Source organism: Marivivens donghaensis (assembly GCF_011806565.1).
GTDB classification, from domain to species: Bacteria; Pseudomonadota; Alphaproteobacteria; order Rhodobacterales; family Rhodobacteraceae; genus Marivivens; species Marivivens donghaensis_A.
The window spans coordinates 259681-282027 of the sequence record NZ_JAATOP010000001.1; the positions used below are offsets into that span (position 1 = coordinate 259681).

At 60.2% G+C, this 22347-nt stretch carries 21 protein-coding genes, 1 tRNA gene and 1 riboswitch; of the genes, 11 read left to right on the forward strand and 11 right to left on the reverse strand.

Going from position 1 to position 22347, the window contains the following annotated elements; genetic code table 11:
* Position 1: 1 nt before the first annotated feature.
* Positions 2 to 1225: a 5-aminolevulinate synthase gene (gene hemA, locus HCZ30_RS01350; RefSeq protein ID WP_167635965.1), complete on the forward strand. Its 1224-nt coding sequence runs from the start codon at positions 2 to 4 to the stop codon at positions 1223 to 1225.
* A gap of 27 nt (positions 1226 to 1252) precedes the next feature.
* Here the strand turns inward: hemA and HCZ30_RS01355 are convergent, their stop codons facing one another.
* Both HCZ30_RS01355 and HCZ30_RS01360 read right to left on the reverse strand, forming a co-directional pair.
* Positions 1253 to 1639: an ester cyclase gene (locus HCZ30_RS01355; RefSeq protein ID WP_167635966.1), complete on the reverse strand. Its 387-nt coding sequence runs from the start codon at positions 1637 to 1639 to the stop codon at positions 1253 to 1255.
* Positions 1640 to 1679: 40 nt separating this feature from the next.
* Positions 1680 to 2570 carry an MBL fold metallo-hydrolase gene (locus HCZ30_RS01360; RefSeq protein ID WP_167635967.1) on the reverse strand — a complete coding sequence of 297 codons (891 nt, stop codon included), beginning with the start codon at positions 2568 to 2570 and terminating at the stop codon, positions 1680 to 1682.
* 146 nt (positions 2571 to 2716) lie between these two features.
* Positions 2717 to 2802: riboswitch (glycine riboswitch) on the forward strand.
* Positions 2803 to 2909: 107 nt separating this feature from the next.
* On the opposite strand from HCZ30_RS01360, the gene gcvT reads away from it, so the two are divergent.
* From gcvT to HCZ30_RS16715, 8 genes are all read left to right on the forward strand, one after another.
* Positions 2910 to 4016 (forward strand): glycine cleavage system aminomethyltransferase GcvT, encoded by a 1107-nt coding sequence (gene gcvT, locus HCZ30_RS01365; protein ID WP_167635968.1) that lies wholly within the window; start codon positions 2910 to 2912, stop codon positions 4014 to 4016.
* A gap of 23 nt (positions 4017 to 4039) precedes the next feature.
* Positions 4040 to 4399 (forward strand): glycine cleavage system protein GcvH, encoded by a 360-nt coding sequence (gene gcvH / locus HCZ30_RS01370; RefSeq protein ID WP_167635969.1) that lies wholly within the window; start codon positions 4040 to 4042, stop codon positions 4397 to 4399.
* Between the two features lie 90 nt (positions 4400 to 4489).
* Positions 4490 to 7327: an aminomethyl-transferring glycine dehydrogenase gene (gene gcvP, locus HCZ30_RS01375; RefSeq protein WP_167635970.1), complete on the forward strand. Its 2838-nt coding sequence runs from the start codon at positions 4490 to 4492 to the stop codon at positions 7325 to 7327.
* 258 nt (positions 7328 to 7585) lie between these two features.
* Positions 7586 to 8242, forward strand: a complete 657-nt coding sequence (locus tag HCZ30_RS01380) for a Crp/Fnr family transcriptional regulator (protein ID WP_167635971.1) — start codon at positions 7586 to 7588, stop codon at positions 8240 to 8242.
* A gap of 69 nt (positions 8243 to 8311) precedes the next feature.
* On the forward strand, positions 8312 to 9403 hold the full coding sequence (locus tag HCZ30_RS01385) for a carboxynorspermidine decarboxylase (protein ID WP_167636252.1): 1092 nt from the start codon (positions 8312 to 8314) through the stop codon (positions 9401 to 9403).
* Between the two features lie 67 nt (positions 9404 to 9470).
* The gene (locus tag HCZ30_RS01390) at positions 9471 to 10715 is read left to right on the forward strand and encodes a saccharopine dehydrogenase family protein (RefSeq protein ID WP_167635972.1); all 1245 of its coding nucleotides are present in this window, start codon (positions 9471 to 9473) and stop codon (positions 10713 to 10715) included.
* Between the two features lie 109 nt (positions 10716 to 10824).
* The gene (locus HCZ30_RS16710) at positions 10825 to 11322 is read left to right on the forward strand and encodes an ROK family protein (protein ID WP_167635973.1); all 498 of its coding nucleotides are present in this window, start codon (positions 10825 to 10827) and stop codon (positions 11320 to 11322) included.
* On the forward strand, positions 11298 to 11702 hold the full coding sequence (locus HCZ30_RS16715; protein WP_167635974.1) for an ROK family protein: 405 nt from the start codon (positions 11298 to 11300) through the stop codon (positions 11700 to 11702). The genes HCZ30_RS16710 and HCZ30_RS16715 overlap by 25 nt, the downstream gene beginning before the upstream one ends.
* 26 nt (positions 11703 to 11728) lie before the next feature.
* Here HCZ30_RS16715 and HCZ30_RS01405 read toward each other — a convergent pair.
* The 6 genes from HCZ30_RS01405 to HCZ30_RS01430 all read right to left on the reverse strand — a co-directional run bounded on the left by HCZ30_RS01405 (position 11729) and on the right by HCZ30_RS01430 (position 17463).
* Positions 11729 to 11803, reverse strand: a tRNA-Glu gene (locus HCZ30_RS01405).
* A 67-nt stretch (positions 11804 to 11870) separates the two neighbouring features.
* On the reverse strand, positions 11871 to 13616 hold the full coding sequence (gene recJ / locus HCZ30_RS01410; protein ID WP_167635975.1) for a single-stranded-DNA-specific exonuclease RecJ: 1746 nt from the start codon (positions 13614 to 13616) through the stop codon (positions 11871 to 11873).
* 78 nt (positions 13617 to 13694) lie between these two features.
* Positions 13695 to 14657 carry a class II fructose-bisphosphatase gene (gene glpX / locus HCZ30_RS01415; RefSeq protein ID WP_167635976.1) on the reverse strand — a complete coding sequence of 321 codons (963 nt, stop codon included), beginning with the start codon at positions 14655 to 14657 and terminating at the stop codon, positions 13695 to 13697.
* A 192-nt stretch (positions 14658 to 14849) separates the two neighbouring features.
* Positions 14850 to 16136 carry a homoserine dehydrogenase gene (locus tag HCZ30_RS01420; RefSeq protein ID WP_167635977.1) on the reverse strand — a complete coding sequence of 429 codons (1287 nt, stop codon included), beginning with the start codon at positions 16134 to 16136 and terminating at the stop codon, positions 14850 to 14852.
* A 56-nt stretch (positions 16137 to 16192) separates the two neighbouring features.
* Positions 16193 to 16447, reverse strand: coding sequence for a hypothetical protein (locus HCZ30_RS01425; RefSeq protein WP_167635978.1), 255 nt, complete (start codon positions 16445 to 16447; stop codon positions 16193 to 16195).
* A 104-nt stretch (positions 16448 to 16551) separates the two neighbouring features.
* Complete coding sequence (locus tag HCZ30_RS01430; RefSeq protein WP_167635979.1) at positions 16552 to 17463, reverse strand: pirin family protein; 912 nt, start codon at positions 17461 to 17463, stop codon at positions 16552 to 16554.
* A 145-nt stretch (positions 17464 to 17608) separates the two neighbouring features.
* On the opposite strand from HCZ30_RS01430, the gene HCZ30_RS01435 reads away from it, so the two are divergent.
* Positions 17609 to 18082, forward strand: coding sequence for a hypothetical protein (locus tag HCZ30_RS01435; RefSeq protein WP_167635980.1), 474 nt, complete (start codon positions 17609 to 17611; stop codon positions 18080 to 18082).
* Here HCZ30_RS01435 and HCZ30_RS01440 read toward each other — a convergent pair.
* Genes HCZ30_RS01440 through HCZ30_RS01450 form a run of 3 tightly spaced genes read right to left on the reverse strand, consistent with a single transcriptional unit; the run spans position 18070 to position 20611 of the window.
* Positions 18070 to 18651, reverse strand: a complete 582-nt coding sequence (locus tag HCZ30_RS01440) for a TadE/TadG family type IV pilus assembly protein (RefSeq protein ID WP_167635981.1) — start codon at positions 18649 to 18651, stop codon at positions 18070 to 18072. The genes HCZ30_RS01435 and HCZ30_RS01440 overlap by 13 nt on opposite strands.
* Positions 18651 to 19193, reverse strand: a complete 543-nt coding sequence (locus HCZ30_RS01445; RefSeq protein WP_167635982.1) for a TadE/TadG family type IV pilus assembly protein — start codon at positions 19191 to 19193, stop codon at positions 18651 to 18653. Before HCZ30_RS01445 ends, HCZ30_RS01440 begins: the two co-directional genes overlap by 1 nt.
* Entirely contained in the window at positions 19193 to 20611 is a 1419-nt protein-coding gene (locus HCZ30_RS01450) for a TadE/TadG family type IV pilus assembly protein (protein WP_167635983.1), read from the reverse strand. Before HCZ30_RS01450 ends, HCZ30_RS01445 begins: the two co-directional genes overlap by 1 nt.
* Positions 20612 to 20901: 290 nt before the next feature.
* On the opposite strand from HCZ30_RS01450, the gene HCZ30_RS01455 reads away from it, so the two are divergent.
* Positions 20902 to 22341: a Glu/Leu/Phe/Val family dehydrogenase gene (locus HCZ30_RS01455; protein ID WP_167635984.1), complete on the forward strand. Its 1440-nt coding sequence runs from the start codon at positions 20902 to 20904 to the stop codon at positions 22339 to 22341.
* Positions 22342 to 22347: the final 6 nt, after the last annotated feature.

A 22347-nucleotide genomic window follows, 5' to 3' on the forward strand; every position in this document is an offset into this window, starting at 1 on the left:
CATGGACTATCAGAACTTCTTCCGCTCGGAGCTGGACAAGCTCCGCGATGAAGGAAACTACCGCGTGTTTGCCGATCTCGAGCGTGAACGCGGCAATTTCCCTCAAGCGGCGAACTTCATTGAGGATAGCGTCCGCAAGGTGACGATCTGGTGCTCTAACGATTACCTCGGCATGGGTCAGCATCCTGTCGTCCTGTCCGCCATGCATGATGCGCTGGATAAGGTCGGCGCCGGTGCGGGCGGTACACGCAACATTTCGGGCACGACGCATCACCATGTCCTTCTGGAGCGCGAACTGGCCGATCTGCATGGCAAGGAAGCCGCGCTGCTGTTCACTTCCGGTTACGTCTCGAACTGGGCCGGTCTGGGTACCCTTGGCGCAAAGATCCCCGGTCTCGTGATCCTGTCGGACGCGTTGAACCACGCTTCGATGATCGAAGGCATCCGTCATTCCAAGGCGCAGCGCATCATCTGGAAACACAACGATCTCGAAGACCTCGAGCGTCATCTTGCGAGCCTGCCTGCCGAACAGCCGAAGCTCATCGCATTCGAGTCCGTTTACTCGATGGATGGTGACATCGCCCCGATCAAGGAAATCTGTGACCTCGCCGACAAGTACAACGCGATGACTTACCTCGACGAAGTGCACGCTGTCGGCATGTACGGCCCCCGCGGTGGCGGCGTGGCAGAGCGCGAAGGTCTGATGGACCGTATCACCGTCATCGAAGGCACGCTGGGCAAAGCGTTCGGCGTCATGGGTGGCTACATCACCGCCTCGCGCGAATTGGTCGATTTCGTCCGTTCGTTCGCTTCGGGCTTCATCTTTACCACAGCACTGCCGCCCGCCGTGGCCGCGGGTGCGTGTGCCGCGATCCGTCACCTCAAAGTTTCCGCAGAAGAGCGTGACGGCCAGAAGGAAAAGGTCGCCAAGGTTCGTGCAATGCTCGACAAAGCAGGCATCCCGCACATCGATAACCCGAGCCACATCATTCCGGTGATGGTCGGCGATCCGGTGAAGTGTAAGTGGCTATCGGACGTGCTGATGGACCAGCACGGCATCTATATCCAGCCGATCAACTACCCGACCGTCCCCAAGGGCACCGAGCGTCTGCGTATCACACCGTCGCCCGTTCACACCGACGAGGACATCGAAAAGCTGATCGGCGCGCTCTCGGACCTGTGGGAGCAATGTCAGGCGGCGCGAATGCCGATGGCAGCACAGTAATAAAGGAGGGGCCGATAGGCCCCTTTTTCATAGCTGGTCTTCGACGGATTTGCGGTCGATTACCGACCAGACTTGCCGGACTTTGCCGTCTTCGAACCTGTAGAACACGTTCTCGTCGAACTGTACGCGCTTGCCGTTGATGGGCAGGCCGAAGAATTCGCCCATTGGCGTGCAGTCGAACTCTAGCTTCGCGGCGATATGCGGCGGCTCTGCGATCAGGAGGCCGATGTTGAACCGCAGGTCGGGGATTTCGCGAAAGTCCCGCTCCAGCATTTTGCGGTAGCCCGAGAGCCCGATCTGATTGCCGTTGTGCTCAGCATCGTCATGGACAAAATCGCCGAGGTTGTCCCAATCCTGCCTGTTCAGACAGTCGATGTAGCCACGGTAAATGTCGGAAAGTTCTACGGGTGTCACTGCGACCACCTTAAGTCAGTCGCAGCGACCCTAGTACGCGTCAGGCGGGAATGAAACGGTAGCCGTCGCCCGATTTTTCTGCGTGTCCGATGCCGGGGAAGGGGAAGTGGAAACCGATCAGCATCGCCTTGTCCGCATTCAGACGGTCCAGCAGCGCGGTCCGCGTCGCCGCGCCGAGTTCGCCATCCTGATCCGAGCCAAGCTCCCACTGCGGCTGTTCGAACGCGACGTGGTGATTGCCGATGCTGTCGCCGACAATGACCAGCGGATCGGAGCCGTTCACGGCGAACGCCATGTGACCGGGGGTATGCCCCGGCGTGCCAACGGCCTGAAGGCCGGAAAGGACATCATCACCATCCTCGAAAACGTCCATTTCGACGGCATTTAGATAGCGAAGCGCCCCAGCAGCGAATGCCATACGCTCTTCGCCGATGGTGTTCACCGTTTCGGGGTCGAGCCAGTAGTCACGCTCCGCACGTCCGATCATGTGGCGGGCGTTGTAGAACACCGGCTCGTCGAAATCGTCGAGCACGCCCCAGAGGTGGTCAGGGTGCGCGTGGGTGAAGAGGACATGCGTGACGTCCTCCGGTGCGACACCCAGCGTGTCCAGCGAGTCGACCAAGCGGCCTGCGCTGGGCTGGAAGTTCATGCCAGACCCGACGTCGATCAGGACGGTATTCTCGCCATCGCGGAGCAGCGTCACGTTGCAATCGGGGGTCAGTTGCTCTGTGCCGAGGTCGTACCGCGCGAGGATATCGGCAGCGTCGTTCACATGCTCGCCGAGGATAAAACCCGCAGGCAAAATCAGGTTGCCATCGGACAGCGTGTCGACCGTGTAATTGCCGACCGTTGTCGAGGCATGAAGGCGAAAGGGCAGGGTTCCGGCTAGCGCGGCAGTGCCCATGATCATCGTCCGACGTGTGATGGCCATAATGGCTCCTCCCTCATCACATTCAATTTCGCCTATGTATATAGCGCCTTGCCTATTTTGGCTACATCGGTCATCGGTGCCGCAAATAAAACGCGGATGGTCGTATTTTCCCACTAGACGACCCCCGATAAATTTCCTATCGGAAACTTACGTGTTCGGGAGAACTGGATCGCCAGTGCCGAAGGAGCAACCGCCCCGGGAAACTCTCAGGCAAATGGACCTTGCACGTGCAAACACTCTGGAGAGAGGCGCAGCGCGCCCGCCGAAGGGATAACGATCTCAGGCGAAGGGACAGAGGGGGCATCGACAACGGGCGGAGACCCTGATGCTGGAGTGGACATGAGCGATATGAAACGCACGGGGCTTTTCGATCTTCATCTGGAACTGGGTGCCAAGATGGTGCCTTTCGCAGGCTACGACATGCCTGTGCAGTACCCGATGGGCGTGATGAAAGAACACCTCTGGACCCGTGAGAATGCGGGCCTGTTCGATGTCAGCCACATGGGTCAAGTCATCCTGCGCGGGGATGATGTCGCGGCCAAATTCGAGGCGCTGGTTCCGATGAACGTGCAGGGCCTAAAAGAGGGCCGTCAGCGCTACGGCCTTTTCACCAACGATGACGGCGGCATCCGCGACGACCTGATGTTTGCCAACCGCGGCGACCATCTGTTCGTGGTCGTCAACGCTGCATGTAAGGATGCCGATATCGCCTACATGCGGTCTGCGCTCGAAGGCGTCGACGTGATCGAGGTGACTGACCGCTCGCTCGTTGCGCTTCAGGGACCGAAAGCCGAAGCCGCGCTTCAGCCGATTGCGGACGTGGCCGCGATGAAGTTCATGGACGTGGCCACCATCGACACCGAATTTGGCGAGCTTTGGATCAGCCGTTCGGGTTACACCGGCGAGGACGGATTCGAGATATCAGTGCCCGACCAACATGCCGAAGCCTTCGCCCGCCGACTTCTGGCCGATGATGCGGTCGCTCCGATTGGCCTCGGCGCGCGCGATAGCCTGCGTCTTGAGGCGGGTCTGTGCCTCTATGGTTCCGACATCGACGAAGTGACCACGCCTGCGGCTGCCGATCTCCTCTGGGCGATCCAGAAGGTGCGCGTGACTGGCGAGCGGGCAGGCGGATTCCCTGGTGCGGACCTTATCATCGCCGAAATTGAAAACGGCGCGCCGAGCAAGCGTGTTGGGCTGCTGCCCGAAGGCCGCGCCCCGATGCGCGCAGGCACGCGTCTTTTCGCGGATGCCGAAGGCGGAGAGCCGATTGGCGTCGTCACGTCGGGCGCATTCGGACCGTCAATCGAGCGCCCGATGTCGATGGCGTATGTTCCAACGGAACTTGCACACAATGACGTAGTTATTTTCGGAGAAGTGCGTGGCAAACGCCTTCCCGCTAAAGTGACGGCACTCCCGTTCCGTCCTTCCACCTATAAACGCTGATGTCCAACACGGAGACCATGGACATGAAATATACCGAAGAACATGAATGGCTGCGGGTCGAAGGCGATCTGATTGTCGTAGGCATTACCGAATACGCAACTGAACAGCTCGGCGATATCGTGTTCGTCGAACTGCCGGAAGAAGGCACCGAAATCAGCAAGGACGACGAAGTTGTCGTCATCGAGTCCGTCAAGGCGGCCTCCGAGATCCTCGCCCCCCTCGATGGAGAAGTTGTCGAGGTCAACGATGTACTGACTGACAATCCGGCGCTCGTGAACGAAGATCCGCTGAATGACGGCTGGTTCTTCAAGATGAAGATCGAAGACATGTCCGTGCTCGACGAGCTGATGGACGAAGCCGCCTACAAAGAACACATCGGCTGATCTGGTCCCGCCTTCGGGCGGGCTCTTTTCGGAATAAATTCAGGGGGTGTCTCGGCATCCTCCGGGATAGCTTTTGCCTGAGGACACGGGATGACCTTCACTCCTACCGATTACCGCCCCTACGACTTTGCCAACCGCCGCCACATCGGTCCGAGCCCATCGGAAATGTCCGAAATGCTCAGGGTGGTCGGCGCGGATAGCCTCGACTCGTTGATCGAAGAAACCATTCCTGCGTCGATCCGTCAGGCGGAGCCGCTGGACTTCGGTAAGCCCAAGTCCGAGGGCGAGTTGCTGCACTTCCTCGGCAATGTGGCTAAGAAGAACAAGGTGATGACCAGCCTGATCGGGCAGGGCTTCTACGGCACGGTCACGCCGCCCGCGATCCAGCGCAACATCCTCGAAAACCCTGCGTGGTACACGGCCTACACGCCGTATCAGCCCGAGATCTCGCAGGGCCGTCTCGAAGCGCTCCTGAACTACCAGACCATGATCTGCGACCTGACCGGTCTCGAGATCGCCAATGCCTCGCTGCTGGATGAGGCGACCGCCGCTGCCGAAGCGATGACGATGGCAGAGCGTGTGGCCAAGTCCAAAGCCAAGGCGTTCTTCGTCGACGAAAACTGCCACCCGCAGAACATCGCCGTCATGAAAACCCGCGCCGAGCCGCTGGGCATCGAAATCATTGTCGGCTCGCCTGATGTTCTGGATGCGGAGGCAGTCTTTGGCGCGATCTTCCAGTATCCGGGCACCTACGGTCACGTCCGCGATTTTACCGCGCAGATGGAAGCGCTGCACGCGGCCAAAGCCATCGGTATCGTCATCGCTGACCCGTTGGCGCTGACCCTGCTCAAGGAACCGGGCGCGATGGGTGCCGATATTGCCGTTGGCACGACCCAGCGCTTTGGCGTTCCGCTCGGCTATGGTGGTCCACACGCCGCCTATTTCGCGTGTAAGGAAGAGTACAAGCGCTCCATGCCGGGCCGTATCGTCGGTGTCTCGGTCGACAGCCGCGGTGGCCGCGCGCTGCGCCTCGCGCTTCAGACCCGTGAACAGCACATCCGCCGCGAGAAGGCGACGTCGAACGTCTGTACCGCTCAGGCGCTGCTGGCTGTCATGGCTTCGATGTACGCTGTGTTCCACGGCCCAGTTGGCCTCAAAGCCATCGCGCAGCGTATCCATCGCAAGACCGTTCGCCTCGTGCGCGGACTGCAAGCGGCGGGCTTTAAAGTCGAGCCGGACGTCTATTTCGACACCGTCACCGTCGAGGTCGGCCCGTTCCAAGGTGCCGTGATGAAATCTGCGGTCGAAGAAGGCGTGAACCTGCGAAAAATCGGCACCACCAAAGTCGGCATCAGCCTCGATGAGCGCACCCGCCGTTCGACCATCGAAGCCGTCTGGCGTGCGTTCGGTATCAATGCCTCCGACGATGACCTGACGCACCGCTATGTCATCCCCGATGCGGTCATGCGCACCTCGGCGTACCTTGAGCACCCGATTTTCCACATGAACCGTGCCGAGACCGAGATGATGCGCTACATGCGCCGTCTGTCGGACCGTGACCTTGCGCTTGATCGCGCGATGATCCCGCTCGGCTCCTGCACCATGAAGCTGAACGCTGCGGTCGAGATGATGCCGATCACGTGGCCCGAGTTCGCGTTCATGCATCCCTTCGCGCCAGTCGATCAGGCTGCGGGCTATCAGGAGATGATCACCGACCTGTCGGACAAGCTCTGTCAGATCACGGGCTACGACAACATGTCGATGCAGCCGAATTCGGGTGCGCAGGGCGAATACGCGGGCCTTCTGACCATTCAGGCCTATCACCGTTCGCGCGGCGACGATCAGCGCAACATCTGCCTCATCCCGATGTCCGCACATGGCACCAATCCCGCGTCTGCGCAGATGTGCGGCATGAAGGTCGTCGTGGTGAAGTCCGCCGAGAACGGCGACATCGACGTGGAGGACTTCCGCGCCAAGGCCGAGAAAGCGGGCGAAAACCTCGCCGCTTGCATGATCACCTATCCGTCCACTCACGGCGTGTTCGAAGAGACCGTCCGCGAAGTGTGCAGCATCACGCATGAATTCGGCGGTCAGGTTTACATCGATGGCGCGAACCTCAACGCGATGGTTGGTCTGGTGAAGCCGGGCGAGATCGGCGGCGATGTCAGCCACCTCAACCTGCACAAGACCTTTGCCATCCCGCACGGCGGCGGTGGCCCCGGCATGGGCCCGATCGGTGTGAAATCGCACCTCGCGCCGTTCCTGCCCGGTCACCCCGAAACGGGCGGCTCCGAAGGCCCGGTCTCGGCTGCGCCGTGGGGCTCGGCGTCGATCCTGCTGATCTCTTGGGCCTACGTGCTGATGATGGGCGGGCAAGGCCTGACCCAAGCCACCAAGGTCGCGATCCTCAATGCCAACTACATCGCGAAGCGACTGGAGGCGGGCTACGACGTGCTGTTCAAGGGCCGTTCGTCCCGCGTGGCGCACGAGTGCATCATCGACACACGCCCGTTTGCGGATAGCTGTGATATCACGGTGGACGACATCGCCAAACGCCTCATCGACAACGGCTTCCACGCTCCGACCATGAGCTGGCCCGTTGCTGGCACCTTGATGGTGGAGCCGACGGAGTCCGAGACCAAAGCGGAGCTTGACCGCTTTTGCAACGCGATGCTCGAAATCCGTACGGAGATCGACAAGGTGGCAGAGGGTAAATGGCCAGCGGACAACAATCCGCTCAAGAACGCGCCCCATACCGTCGAAGACCTCGTTGGTGAATGGGACCGTCCGTACACCCGCGAAGAGGCCTGCTACCCTGCCGGATCTTTCCGCGTCGACAAGTATTGGGCCCCTGTGAACCGCGTCGACAACGTGTGGGGGGACCGCAACCTGACTTGTATCTGCCCGCCAGTGGAGAACTACGCCTGATTCACTTATCCAGAGGTTTCTCGGCTTAAGTGTCGCCTAATTGACAATAAGGCTGAACGAATCCCCTCATGGGTAAGTAGTTACGAGTTTGTAAGGTTCAGGTTGTGTGGACTGTGTGTGCGTACAGTCCGCACAACCTGCTTTTGCTTTGCAACGTAGACCGTGTATTCTTGCTCTGTGCCTATATCAGCTGCTCTGAACTCGACCTACCAGCCCTGTAACAAATCGCTGCGCCATTCGCAGCGATACCCCGCAATCATGTCCGCTCCGCTTCTTTCCGCTCTGCCAGAGGATGAACGGGCCGCGTTCATTGACGCGGGCCGTTTGGTTGTGGTGCAGGAGGACAAGGATATCGTCAGGCAGGGCGAAATGCCCGTCGGTGCGATGATCGTCGGCTCAGGCAGAGTAGAGATTATCTACCTCAGCGAAAATGGTCTGCGGCTCCCCGTAAAGGTGTCCGAAGCGGGCGATGACCTTGGCACGGCAGAGACGATTGCGGGCGTGCCATACGCTGCCACCTGCCACGTCGCGGCCAGCACTGCACTGGTTGTCTTTACACAAGCGCAGATGCTGGAGTTAATGACCGACATGCGCTGCGTTCAGGTGCTCGCAGCTGCGGCCTGCAATGCCTACATGAGCCACAACCAATACTGCGCCGCCGACCGCGCGCTGGCGGTGCCGCAGCGGATCGCACGATACCTGCTGGAAATCCGTGATCGCTCCAACACGATCTACCAGAACCAGAGCTTTCTGGCGGATGCGACGGGCTCTTCGCGTCAGACCGTGAACCGCGTACTGGGCGAACTTCGCCGCCGCGAGATCATTGAGGTTGGAAAAGGCACGATCCACATTACATCAGTGCCATCACTGCTGGCCTACGCTGATTACAAAGACGCGGACGATAATCTCGCTTGAAGAGGCGGGTCAAAGTTCCTATTTGGCGGGCCTAATTGCCAAATCCTTGCCTGATGGGGGGAGCCGATGATCCAGACGCCGTACTACTTGATCGACAAGGCACAACTGCTTCCGAATATGGAAAAGATCGCGTGGCTCCGTGAGAACTCAGGCGCCAAGGCTCTGCTCGCGCTCAAGTGCTTCGCGACGTGGTCCGTGTTCGACTTCATGTCCGAATACATGGACGGCACGACCTCCAGTTCGCTGTTCGAGGTCAAACTGGGCCGCGAAAAATTCCCGGGTGAAACCCACGCCTATTCCGTCGCTTGGAAAGACGACGAGATGGACGACGTTCTCGCGAACTCGGACAAGATTATCTTCAACACCGTCGGTCAGCTGACCCGCCACGAGGAAGTCTCGCGCGGTCACAAGCGCGGTCTGCGCGTGAACCCCGGTGTGTCGACCTCCGGCTTCGACCTCGCCGACCCTGCACGCCCGTTCAGCCGTCTGGGTGAGCACGACCCGAAGAATATCGAACCTGTAGCCGACCTGATCTCGGGCTTCATGTTTCACAACAACTGCGAGAACGCCGACTTCGAACGCTTCGACGGTATGCTCAACAGCATTGAGCAGAGGTTTGGTTATCTGATCCGCCAGATGGAATGGATCAGCCTTGGAGGCGGTATCCACTTCACCGGCGAAGGCTACCCGCTCGACAAGCTGGCGGAGCGTCTGAAGCGTTTCTCCGCGCAGAACGAAGTGCAGGTTTACCTAGAACCCGGTGAGGCGGCGATCACCAAGTCGACGACCCTCGAGCTCACCGTTCTAGACACGCTTCACAACGGCAAGAACCTCGCGATCGTGGACAGCTCGATCGAAGCGCACATGCTCGATTTGCTGATCTACCGCGAAAGTGCCAAGATGAACGAAAGCGGCGACGAAGACTGGATGGTCTGCGGCAAATCCTGCCTCGCAGGCGATATCTTCGGCGAATTCAAGTTTCCCGCGCCGCTCAAGGCCGGTGACCGGATCAGCATTCAGGATGCGGCCGGATACACCATGGTGAAGAAAAACTGGTTCAACGGCGTAAAGATGCCGTCGATTGCCGTCCGCGAACTCGACGGCACGGTCCGTCTGGTCAAGGACTTCACCTACGAAGATTTCTCGGCAGCTCTGTCGTGAATGTGTCGCTCTCGGGCGATAGACATAAACAATAACCTTAACTGCAAACCAAAGGGGGTCCGTTGAGTTGAAACAGAACGTACTCATCATCGGCGCTGGTGGCGTCGCTCAGGTCGTGGCGCACAAGTGCGCGCAAAACAACGATGTGCTCGGTGATATCCATATCGCGAGCCGGACGCTTTCCAAGTGTGAGGCGATCCTTGAGTCCGTCCGTGAGAAGGGCGCGATGAAACAAGAGGGCGTTCTTGAAGCTCACGAGCTGGACGCAACCAAATCGGCTGACGTCGCGGCCCTCATCCGCAAGACCGGCGCAGAGATCGTCATCAATGTCGGCACCGCCTTCGTGAACATGCACGTCCTCGATGGCTGCATCGAAACGGGCGCTGCGTACATCGACACCGCGATCCACGAAGAGCCCGACAAGATCTGCGAAACGCCGCCGTGGTACGCCAACTACGAGTGGAAGAAGCGCGACCTGTGCGCAGAGAAAGGCGTCACCGCCATCCTCGGCGCCGGTTTCGATCCGGGCGTTGTGAACGCCTACGCACGTTTCGCCATCGATATGATGGACGAAGTGAAGTCGATCGACATCGTGGACATCAACGCCGGCTCGCACGGCAAGTACTTCGCGACCAACTTCGACCCCGAAATCAACTTCCGCGAATTCACCGGCACGGTCTATTCGTGGCAGGAAGGCGAGTGGAAGTCGAACAAGATGTTCGAGGTTGGCAAGGTCTGGGATCTGCCGGTCGTCGGTCCGTCGCAGTCCTATATGTCGGGTCACGATGAGGTGCATAGCCTTGCGACCAACTACCCTGACGCGGACGTCCGTTTCTGGATGGGCTTCGGCGATCACTACATCAACGTCTTCACCGTTCTGAAGAACATTGGCCTCCTGTCCGAGCAGCCGGTCAAGCTAGCCGAAGGTCAGGAAGTCGTGCCGCTCAAGGTCGTCAAAGCGTGTCTACCCGATCCGGCATCGCTCGCGCCGAATTACACCGGCAAGACCTGCATCGGCGATCTGGTCAAAGGCACCAAGGACGGCGAAGAAATCGAAGTCTTCGTATACAACGTGGCCGACCACAAGGAAGCCTACAACGAGGTTGGCTCGCAGGGCATTTCCTACACCGCAGGTGTGCCGCCCGTAGCTGCCGCGATGCTGGTTGCGACCGGTGAGTGGGATGCCAAGACCATGAAGAACGTCGAAGAGCTCGACCCCAAGCCGTTCTTCTCGATCCTCGACCGCATCGGCCTGCCGACTCGCAAGCGCATTGGCGGTCTTCAGGGCGAAGACACGGCCTGGGACGCGTAAATATACGAATGCGCGGCGCCCTCTTCGAAGGGGGCGGCGGGCTAAAGTTGTTCGCGATATGCGACGTATTAAGGTGGGCTTCGGCCCACCTTTTTTGTTTGGAAAGTGAATGATTGCTGCTGGTATCGAGATAGGCACGAACAAGATCGAAGGTTTGATCTTTGATCGGAATTGGAAAGTCTCTGCGAGAAAACGTCTGGCGACGCCCACGGGGTACAAGAACCTGATCAAGACGACGGTGCAGGTGATCCGCTCTTGTGGCGATCTGCCAATCGGTATCGCGGGCTCTGGCCTCATCAATCCGGCAAACGGCAAGGCCATTACCTCCAACGTCGGGGCAGAGGGTCAGACCTTTCCGCGTGACGTTATCACCGCTGCCCGCCGCTCGACTACGTGGGTCAACGACTCGCGGGCGATCATCCTGTCAGAGGCCAGCTTCGGCATGGCCGAGGGACACAACCGCATCGCGGCGCTGCGGATCGGTAGCTCGGTGTCCTGCGCGTACCTCGTCGGTGGACGATTGGTGAATGGGCCGTCTGGCGCCTGCGGAGAGGTCGGCCATATGGCACTGCCCGCCCGCTCGTGGCGAAGTGGCGTCTGTCGCTGATCGACTGTTCCTGCGGCCGCGCGGGCTGCTTTGAGACGCTGTTGTCCGGTCCGGGGATGGTGCGATTGGCGCAATCGTTCGGAGAAAACCCACCCTCTGCCAAAGAAATTGCGGACGAGCGCGGACGCATCTGGGGCATCTGGACGGAAATCGCGGCGGAAGCGGTCGCGAACTTGATTTTCAGCTTCGACCCCGACGTCATCGTGCTCGGCGGCGGCGTGTCGCAGGCACCGAACGCCATCGAAGACATCAACGCAGCACTCAAGAAAACCATGATAAAAGGCTTCCCGCTGCCGGAGATCGTGACAGCATCGGCGGGGCAGGCATCAGGTCCGCTCGGCGCAGCATATGCGACATGGAGCAATACGCTTCACGACTGATAGTGCGTTGAAATGTAGGGGAGAAGTGGCAGCCCGTAGGGGAATCGAACCCCTCTTTCCAGGTTGAAAACCTGGCGTCCTAACCGATAGACGAACGGGCCACTCTTGCTGTGAAGCGGCTTCTAAGAGAAGTCCGAGGCCGCTGCAAGAGGTATTTTCAAAAAACTTTTAACTTGCTGGCGCGGCGTCTTCGAGGCGCAGTTGAACGCTCTGTCGACCCTGCCAGATGTTGATTTCGAGACGCCCCGCGAGGTGGAAACGCGCGCCCTTATGACCTTCGAGCATTGGTCCGATGTGGCCGTCGTAGGCACCGAATGCAATCGCGTCGATCCGCGCGCCGAGGCCATCGCCAAAGCTGATTTTCAGGTGGTTTGCACCGACCTTTTTCGCGAACAAAATCGTGCTGTCGGGAAAAGCGAAACGCGGGGCGGAAGCGGATGCCCCAAACGGGCCGGCCTTTTCGATCTGCTCGATTAGTTCGACCGTCGCAGCCCCGGGCATGAGGATACCGTCGAGCCGTAGGTCAGCCGGTCCCATGCGATCCGCACCCTGACGCGCCAGAAGTTCGGACAGACGCTCCATCGCGGGTTCCAGTTGGTCACGGTGGACGGTCAGACCAGCCGCCATCTTGTGTCCGCCCCCCTTCATCAGCAGACCTTCACCCGCGACGCGCTGGATCGCCGCGCCAAGGTCGATACCGGTCACCGAACGGCCGGAGCCTTTGCCGATGTCCCCTTCGAAACCGATGACGACCGCGGGGCGGTTGGTCGACTCCTTGATGCGGGCCGCAACGATCCCGACCACGCCGGGGTGCCAGCCGTCCTCGGCCGCCCAGACGAGTGCACCGTCGAGGCCGCGCGCCTCGGCTTGGGCGGTGGCTTCCTCGCGGACGGCGTTTTCGATCTCGCGGCGTTCGCGGTTGAGCATGTCGAGTTGTTGCGCCAGCTTCTCTGCCTCGAAACGGTCGTCGGTCGCTAGAAGCCGCGCACCGAGGTCGGCGGCCCCGATCCGTCCGCCAGCGTTCACGCGCGGTCCGAGCAGGAACCCGAGGTGATAGGACGTCGGCGCAGAATCCATGCCTGCGACATCCGCCAGAGCAACAAGGCCAATGCGTTCACGCTTGGCCATCACCGAAAGGCCCTGCCGCACGAAGGCGCGGTTGAGGCCGATCAGCGGCGCAACATCGGCCACCGTGGCCAGCGCGACGAGGTCTAGGAGGGCCATCAGATCCGGCCCGCGCACGTTCTTAGCCCGCAAGCGACGGTTTACATCGACCAGAAGCATGAACACGACGCCAGCCGCACAAAGGTAGCTGAGCGTTCCGCTCTCGTCCTGACGGTTCGGGTTCACGACGGCCACGCAGTCAGGCAAAGTTTCGCCCGCCAAGTGGTGGTCGAGCACAATGACATCCGCGCCCTTAGCGGCAGCAATCGGCCCGTGGGACAGTGTTCCGCAGTCCACGCAAACGATCAGGTCGTGGTCGCGGGCCAGAGCCTCCATCGCGGGCTCGTTGGGGCCGTAACCTTCGTCGATGCGGTCGGGAATGTAGAGCGTCGCCTTCCGGCCCATCTGGCGCAGCCAAACGATCAGCAGTGCCGCGGATGAGCCACCGTCCACGTCATAGTCGGCAAAGATCGCGATACGTTCGTTCCGCTCCACCGCGCGTTCGAAACGAGCGGCGGCGGGGTCCATATCCAGCATGGTGAGCGGATCGGGCAGCAGGTCGCGGAGCTTCGGCTCCAGAAAACTATCGGCTTCCATCGGGGGAACGCCGCGACGCACGAGCGTGGTGCACAGGGCAGGGGGCAAGCCGGTTGCCTGCTCCATCGCCTCGCATTGGCGGGTGTCTTCGATTGAGGGGCCGACCCAGCGGCGGCCCGTCGCGGAACATTCGACGTCGAGGAAAGCCTTCATGGGCCGAGTATATCGCCCGAAGCGCCGCCGAGGGCAAATACGAAAAGGGCCGCAGCGGTGACTGCGGCCCTTTTGTGATCAGACAGGGTTGCGGTAGGTCATGTAACGCACCGAGCCGGTCTTGGAGCGCATGAGCACCGTTGTCGCGGTCAGATAACCCGGTTCGCGCTTGATCCCCGGAACCAGGCTGCCATCGGTGACGCCCGTTGCGGCGAAAATCACGTCGCCGGTCACGAGGTCATCGCGGGTGTAAACGCGGTCGAAGTTGGTGATGCCGGCTTTGCGCGCGCGCCCTTTTTCGTCCTCGTTGCGGAACAGCAGCTTGCCGTAGAATTGGCCGCCCATGCATTTCAGCGCAGCAGCAGCCAGAACGCCTTCCGGTGCGCCGCCCGACCCCATGTACATGTCGATGCCGGTCTTCTCGACCTCTGCGCAGTGCATAACGCCTGCGACGTCGCCGTCGGTGATCAGGCGGATCGCGGCGCCGGTGCTGCGCAGTTCGCGGATCATCTCGTCATGGCGCGGGCGTTCAAGAACGCAAACGGTGATGTCTTCGGTCGAGCAACCTTTGGCCGCGGCCAGTGCGTTAACGCGCTCGGAAGGGCTCATCGACAGGGTGACAGTGCCCGGCTTGAAGCCCGGACCGATGGCAAGTTTTTCCATATACACGTCGGGTGCGTGCAGCATCGTTCCGCGCGGGCCCATTGCGATGACGGTCAGCGCGTTGGGCATGTCCTTGGCGGTCAGCGTGGTGCCTTCGAGCGGGTCGAGAGCGATGTCCACGGCCGGCCCCTGACCTGCGCCAACCTCTTCGCCGATATAGAGCATCGGCGCTTCGTCTCGCTCGCCCTCACCGATGACGACAACGCCCTGAATGTCGAGCTTGTTGAGCTGGTCGCGCATGGCGTTCACGGCAGCTTGGTCGGCGGCTTTTTCGTCGCCGCGGCCGATCAGCTTGGCCGATGCGAGTGCAGCCGCTTCGGAAACGCGGGCGAGGCCCAGAGAAAGCATACGGTCGTGAAATTCGGGGGTCTTGGACATACTCAATTCCTTTGGGCTATCGAATTCATCTACGCTGCGCCTGTGCGCTGCCGCAATACTGGGTGCGCTAACATCCGCAAAACACTATCTTTTGCGGCCAAGAACTATACAGATTTGGAACGATTTGATGAATTGACGGTAACGGTCTGCCGAAAATCAAAAGGCCGCCCTGCGGCGGCCTCTGGAAGTGTCTCAGACCTTCTCGATCCGGAGGGCGACGGGATCGCCCGAAACCACTCCGGTCTGGCCGAATAGCTCGATCGCATGTTCCAGCGCCTGACGCGTGGTGCGGTGCGTGACGATCACGACCGGCGCGTGGCTGCCGTCGTGGTCGTGCTGGCGCATACGGTGGATGGACACCCCAGCTTCGCCGAGGGCCGAGGCAACCTTGCCCATCGCGCCTGGCTTATCCAGCAGGTCGATGCGGATGTAGTAAGGCGCGGGCACAGCGGCGCGGGCCGATGCGGTTTTCTTCAGCGAGGCGGCGGGCTGACCGAATGTCGAGCAGCGGAAGCCGCGCGCGATATCCATGACGTCGGCCATGACGGCGCTAGCGGTCGGGCCTTCGCCCGCGCCTGCGCCGCGCAGAACGATCTGGCCAACGCTGTCGCCTTCAAGGACGACCATGTTGGTGCCGCCGACCAGTTGGCCGAGCGGGGAAGTTGCCGGAACGAGGCAGGGCGACATGCGCTGTTCGAGGCCACGGCCCGTCATCTGGGCCACGCCGAGGAGCTTGATCTTGTAGCCCATGTCGGCCGCATTGCGGATGTCTTCGATAGTGATCGCGCCGATGCCCTCAAGCTCCACGCCTTCGAAATCGACCTGCGTGCCGTATGCGATCGACGACAGCAGCGCGAGCTTGTGGCCCGCGTCGATGCCGCCGACGTCAAGGTTCGGATCGGCTTCGAGGTAGCCAAGGCCGTCAGCCTCGTCGAAGGCTTCTTTGTAGCTCAGGCCAGCATCTTCCATCCGCGTAAGGATGTAGTTGCAGGTGCCATTCATGACGCCCATCACACGCTCGACCTTGTTGGCCGAAAGGCCCTCGGTCAGCGATTTGATGACAGGGATGCCGCCAGCGACGGCAGCTTCGAAGCGAACGACGTTGCCTTTGGCTTCGGCAGCTTCGGCGAGCGCCTGACCGTGGTGGGCCAGCAGCGCCTTGTTCGCGGTCACGACGTCCTTGCCGCAGGCGATGGCTTTTTCGATGGAGGCTTTGGCGGAGCCGTTCTCACCGCCCATCAGCTCGACATAGACGTCAACGTCATCGCGCGCCGCCAGTGCGACCGGATCGTTTTCCCATGCGTAGGCGGACAGGTCGACGCCGCGATCCTTGTCTTTCGAACGGGCCGAAACCGCTGTGATGACCACGTCGCGTCCTGTTCGTGCACGCAGCATATCAGCGTGTTTCTGAACGATGCGGATGACACCGACACCAACGGTGCCGAGACCCGCAATACCAAGACGAAGTGCGTCACTCATGGTTGGATTCCACGTTAATCGGAAAGTATCGCAGTGCTGTTATCCTGTCCCGCCCGTCACTGCAACGAAGAGGCGTCCGCATCTTCACTTTCGATGTCCATATTGCGCAGAGTTTCAGCGCGGGCACGCAGCGCGGCGGCGCGGGCAAGGAGGTTGCTCTGTTCGTTCGCGGTCGCCTCGGGCACCGACGCCAAGAGCGTTTTGAGGTTCACCAGTTCGGGATATGCGGTGTCGTCATCGGGTTTGCCGCCCAGCGACGGGATGTTCGTGCAGGCAACAAGGACGAGGGGAAGGGCAAGCAGGATGCGCATGGGTACCGGACTTTGAGTTGCCCGACGATATGCCGCTGCGGCGCCAAGAAACAAGAGCGAAGCCGCAAATGGAAAGGGCGACCCGAAGGCCGCCCTCTAACAATTCAGTGTGCCGGACGAATGAACGTCCCGTTCCGCAATTCCTTGATCGCGCTACGGATCTCGTCCTGCGTGTTCATCACGATCGGGCCGTGCCAAGCGACGGGTTCCTCAATGGGCGCGCCCGAAATCAGCAGAAAACGAACGCCTTCCTCACCGGCTTGGACCACGATCTCGTCGCCTGTGCCGAAGCGAACCAGAGTGCGGTTGCCCGACATGTCGCGGATGTTGACCTCTTCGCCCATGACTTCCTTTTCGAGAAGGACGCCCTCAGGCGCCGACGCATCGACGAACGCACCCGAGCCAGCGAAGACATAGGCAAACGCGCGGCGGTATGTGTCGATCTTGAAGCGTTTTTTCACGCCTGCGGGGATCGAGATATCGAGGTACTGCGGATCGGCGGCGATACCATCGACGGGACCTTTTTTGCCCCAGAACTCGCCCACGATGACTTTCACCTTGGTACCGTCATCGTCGATGATGACAGGGATATCGTTCGACTTTACGTCCTGATAGCGCGGCGCGGTCATTTTCAGGCTCGACGGCAGGTTTGCCCAAAGCTGGAAACCGTGCATCTGGCCCGCGATGTTACCTTTCGGCATCTCTTGGTGCAGAATGCCCGAACCGGCGGTCATCCATTGCACGTCACCTGCGCCAAGCGTGCCTTCGTTGCCGAGACTGTCGCCGTGGTCGACGGTGCCGTTCAGCACGTAGGTGATAGTCTCGATGCCGCGGTGGGGGTGCCACGGAAAACCGCGGCTGTAGTCATTGGGGTGGTCGCCGCGAAAGTCATCGAACAGCAGGAACGGGTCCAGCTCGCTCGGATCGTGGAAACCGAATGCGCGATGCAGTTTGACGCCTGCGCCCTCCATCGTGGGAACAGCGCGCCGTGCTTCGACAGTAGGGCGAATTGACATGGTTTGATCTCCTTTGCGACCGAGATAGGCAGCATCAGCGCACATCGCAACTTGCCGTCAGCGCACAGAACCTCTGCAAAGCCGCGCCCCCTTCCGCTTGAAGGCAGGGCAGGGTATTGCAACCGCCATCGACCGGAGGATCACAATGACCGACATCCCACTCGCTACCCTCAGCGCATCTGCGCCGCGCCGCGCTTTCGGGGTCGCCGTACTCTTTGCGCTGGGCCTTATTCTCATTCTGATCCCGCTGCGTCAGCCGCCGGGTGCGATCTGGTACGGGCTCATGGTTCTTTTCGGGATCGGAGCGATCGTTCTGGGCGAGGCCTTGCGCCGTGCAACTGCCGCCACGCTGATCCTGACGCCGACCGACCTGCGCGAAGACACCGGCCGCGTGCTGGCTGTTCTGGAGGATGTCAGCAAGGTCAACCGCGGCAGCTTTGCCATGAAGCCGTCGAACGGTTTCACACTCGAAATGAAGTCGCACCAGCAACGTATCTGGGCGCCCGGCCTCTGGTGGAGCATCGGGCGCCGTGTTGGTGTGGGCGGTGTTGTGCCGTCCCCGCAGGCGCGGATCATGGCCGAAAAGATCGAGGAACTGATCTCGGCTCAGCAGGTCTGAGTAGAGGTGTCTCCGTTCTCTTGCGAGTTCCAGCAGACCTGCGATGAATTGAAACGCGGACGCACGGCAGCCATCTCGGAGAAAGTCTGCGACGGCAGCCAGTTTCCGTAGGGCGCTTCGTAATACATCATGTTCTCGACCACGATGACGACTTCGTTGCGCGGAATAAGCGGCAGTTGCGCTTTGATGGTCTCAAGGCTCGTTGCGGTCAGCTTTGTATAATCACCGCGGCGGCGCGACCAGCGCACGCGGTAATCGTTGTTGTCGTAGTCATAGTCGACGACTGAGACACGCAGCGATGTCTCATACGGCGACGCGGTCAGCAGTTCATTTAGCGAATAGAGCGAATCCAGGTAATTCGGCGTGATGTAGCCGGTCTCGCGGCCCAGCTGGTCAGCGATAGTGTAAGCCGCCTTGCTCAGCTGTGAAGATGACCGGAAGCCGTCGAAATACACGTAGGTGCCGAAGTACGCGAACAGGAGCGCGGGAAGCACGAACAGCGACTCGATGACCATGCTGCCACCTTCGTCATCGCGGAAACGGCGGAAGAAATTGGTGATCTTACTCATTACAGCGGTTCCATAACAAAGGAAGACACAGCAACCAGGCCGTAGGTGTCATCGCTTTGTGTTGCGAGAGCACGGCTGAGGCTCAGGTGCGGGAAGGTCGGGTCGAAGATGGAGCAGACGCGAACAAGCATCAGCTGGTTGGCGGCGCCTTGCTGGAAGCTGTTGAGCGGCTTGCCACGGTCTTCGCGGTCCACGCATTCGGTGGTGACGGGCGGATCGGACCATGCGAGCAAATCGAGGCGGCGCATCTCGATCCGCATGTCTTCGAGGCAGTTGGGCAGCGCAACGGCGCGTTCGCAAATCGCTTCCTTCAGCTTGTCATGCGTGACCGGAGAGATGTGCGACATGCGCACTTCGCGCACGGCGAGGTCCACGGCGCGGTCCAGAAGAACCTGACGGACCATGAGGATGCCGAGCTCGAAGGACGAGATCATGATAATCACGATAAGCGGGAACATCATCGCAAACTCGATTGTCGAGCTGCCTTTTTCTTCCTTTGCGAAACGCCGGAAGAAGCGCGGGAATCGGAGGAGGCGTTTCATTAGCGTGTCAGTTTCAGGTTGTTGATCTGGGTCGCGATGGCGTGGAAAGCGTCGGAAATCGAAACACCGTCTACGTCGAAGAAGTGGTTGGGCGTGGATGCGCAGTCCGACATCACCTGGTTGCCGTTATAGGTGTCGACTTCGAAGCCGATGGTCCACACAACGATGCCTGCATCCTTGGCGGCGTCGCACATGTCGCTCAACAAGCGGTTGCCGTCGGACTGGGTGTACTTTTCGTAGTAGTAGTACTGCCAGTATCGCTGATCGACATAGCGGCGCAGGTAGTAGTTGAAGTTGTAGTCGTTCCAGTGGGCGTATTCGCTTTCCCCGTCATAGGCCCAGCTCTGGATACGCTGCGTGTTCGAGTTTTCACCGTCCGTCATCAACACGACGAACTTCAGCGTTTCTTCGTCGTCGTAGTTGTTAGGGCGGTTGCGGAATGCGCTGTCAACGAGGCCATGATCGATGAATACGTTCTCCAACCAGCGCAGCGACGGGTCAAGCAGGGCGGTGCCCCACTTCATGCCGAGGTAGATCGCGGTACCGGCGCGGGGTTGCAGCCTGTTGATCTGGTTGATCAGGTCGCTGCGATTGTTGCTCCAAGGTTGGACCCATTCGTAATCGTAGCGCGGGCAGACGGTGTTTGTACGGTCGTTGTTGCGGCCGTCGAAGTTCCACTGGAAGTGCTGCATCTGCTGGTACTGGTAGTCCGAGCGGATGTAGGTTTCGCGGAACTGCGAATCCGGAAATTCCCAGCAGTAAGAGAAGTCATGCACCTGATTGCGGTTCAGACCGTATGACAGGTACGGGCCGATGTTCACCTGCTCCGAATAGGGGACCAGCGAGACTGAAACGAGGTCGCCATTTCCGTCTTCCAGAACGGTGTTCACGAAGTCCGTCGCCGCTGACTTCAGACGCGGTAGACGGTTGTTCAGAGCCATCGAGCCGGAGATGTCGAGTACGAGCGAGATTTCGACCTGCGCGACACGTTCCTGAGCGCGGGCAAGGCTTGGCACCTGCATCAACTCGCGGTCGTCATCATCTACGGCGAACATGTTCGCGACGGTCGAGAAGTAGAGCGGGACGTTCGTCTTCAGGCGCGCTTCGACGGTGCGGTAGTTCAGGCCCTCATCAATGACCGGATCACCGTCGAGTTCATCGAGCATACCCTTTTTCGAAAGGTAATCGCGCACCACGGTTGCCGCAGGCTGCGTCTGGTCAAGGTCAGCGGCTGCCAGCACGGCGGTGTCGAGCACGCCTTGCGCTTCGGCGCGGCGTCCTTCGATCCGGATGAAGTCGATTGCCAGACCGGACAACAGCAACATCGCCGCCAAAGCGACGAGGCCGAAAATCAGCAAGGAGCCGTCCTCATCCCGTCTGAAACGGTTAAAGAACTGCTTTGTTGTGGTCAGGGGCATTGAGCGACTCCGAATCCAAACGGATAAATACCTAAAAAGACTAGGTGATTTATACTTTGGAGAACGGCGGTTTTGCGGCGCGAACTAGGCCCAAAATGCGGCAATGTTGCGGCAACTGTGACAGCCCCAATCTCTCGCGAAAATTGTATCCGAATTGGGAGAAATCGTGTCCGAAAGGTCAGATCGCTAAGATAGAGCAGCATTTGGCCGAGAAGGATTCAAGTGCTGAATCCCGTCCCGATGGAAAATAGCGGTTTTCGGCACCTCATGAGGCAAGGGGAGGAACTGCCATGGGGACTACAAATTCATCTGCGGAACCGTCATTTCGCGAGTCAGTCGACATCATGTTCAACCGCGCTGTCGCGCTGATGGACCTGCCTGCGGGCCTCGAGGAAAAGATCAGGGTCTGTAACTCTACCTACACCGTCCGCTTCGGTGTGCGCCTGCGCGGCTCGATGCACACGTTTGTCGGTTATCGCTCGGTCCACTCCGAACACATGGAGCCGGTGAAGGGCGGTATCCGCTATGCCACTTCGGTCAACCAGGACGAAGTCGAGGCGCTTGCCGCGCTGATGACCTACAAGTGTTCGCTGGTCGAAGCGCCGTTTGGCGGCTCCAAGGGCGGTCTGTGTATCGACCCGCGTGAGTGGGACGAGCACGAGCTGGAACAGATCACCCGCCGCTTTGCTTACGAGCTGATCAAGCGCGACCTTATCAACCCGTCGCAGAACGTGCCTGCGCCCGATATGGGCACCGGTGAGCGCGAGATGGCCTGGATCGCTGACCAGTACAAGCGGATGAATACCACCGACATCAACAGCGCAGCCTGCGTGACGGGTAAGCCGCGCAATGCGGGCGGTATCGCTGGCCGCGTCGAAGCAACGGGGCGCGGCGTCCAGTACGCTTTGCGCGAATTCTTCCGCCACCCCGAAGACATGAAGATCGCCAAGCTGTCAGGCACGCTCGAAGGGAAAAGGGTCATCGTGCAGGGGCTCGGCAACGTGGGCTATCACGCTGCAAAGTTCCTGAGCGAAGAGGACGGCTGCAAGATCACGGGCATCATCGAACGCGACGGTGCGCTCTACTCCGAAGACGGGCTCGACGTGGAAAAGGTTCGCGACTGGCTGGGCAAGCACGGCGGGATCAAGGGTTACCCCGACGGACTCCATCACGCGGACGGCGCATCGGTGCTCGAAGAGGAATGCGACATCCTCATTCCGGCAGCGATGGAAGGGGTCATCAACCTCTCCAACGCGCACAACATCAAAGCCAACCTGATCATCGAAGCTGCGAACGGCCCTGTGACTGCGGGCGCTGACGAGATCCTGCGCGATAAGGGCGTGATCATCATTCCCGACATGTATGCCAACGCAGGCGGTGTGACGGTGTCCTACTTCGAGTGGGTGAAGAACCTCTCGCACATCCGCTTCGGCCGCCTTGGTCGCCGTCAGGAAGAGGCGCGTCACCAGATGCTGATTGACGAACTTGATCGACTGGATCGCTTTCTGGGTGACAAGTGGTCGATGACGCCGAACTTCAAGGAATCGTATCTGCGCGGGGCAGGGGAGCTGGAACTGGTGCGCTCCGGCCTCGATGACACCATGCGTGCGGCCTACGCTTCCATGCGCGAAGTTTGGCATTCCCGCGATGACGTGCCCGATCTGCGAACCGCAGCCTACCTCGTTTCGATTGCCAAGGTCGTGGACAGCTACCGCGCCAAGGGCCTCTGATCAGGA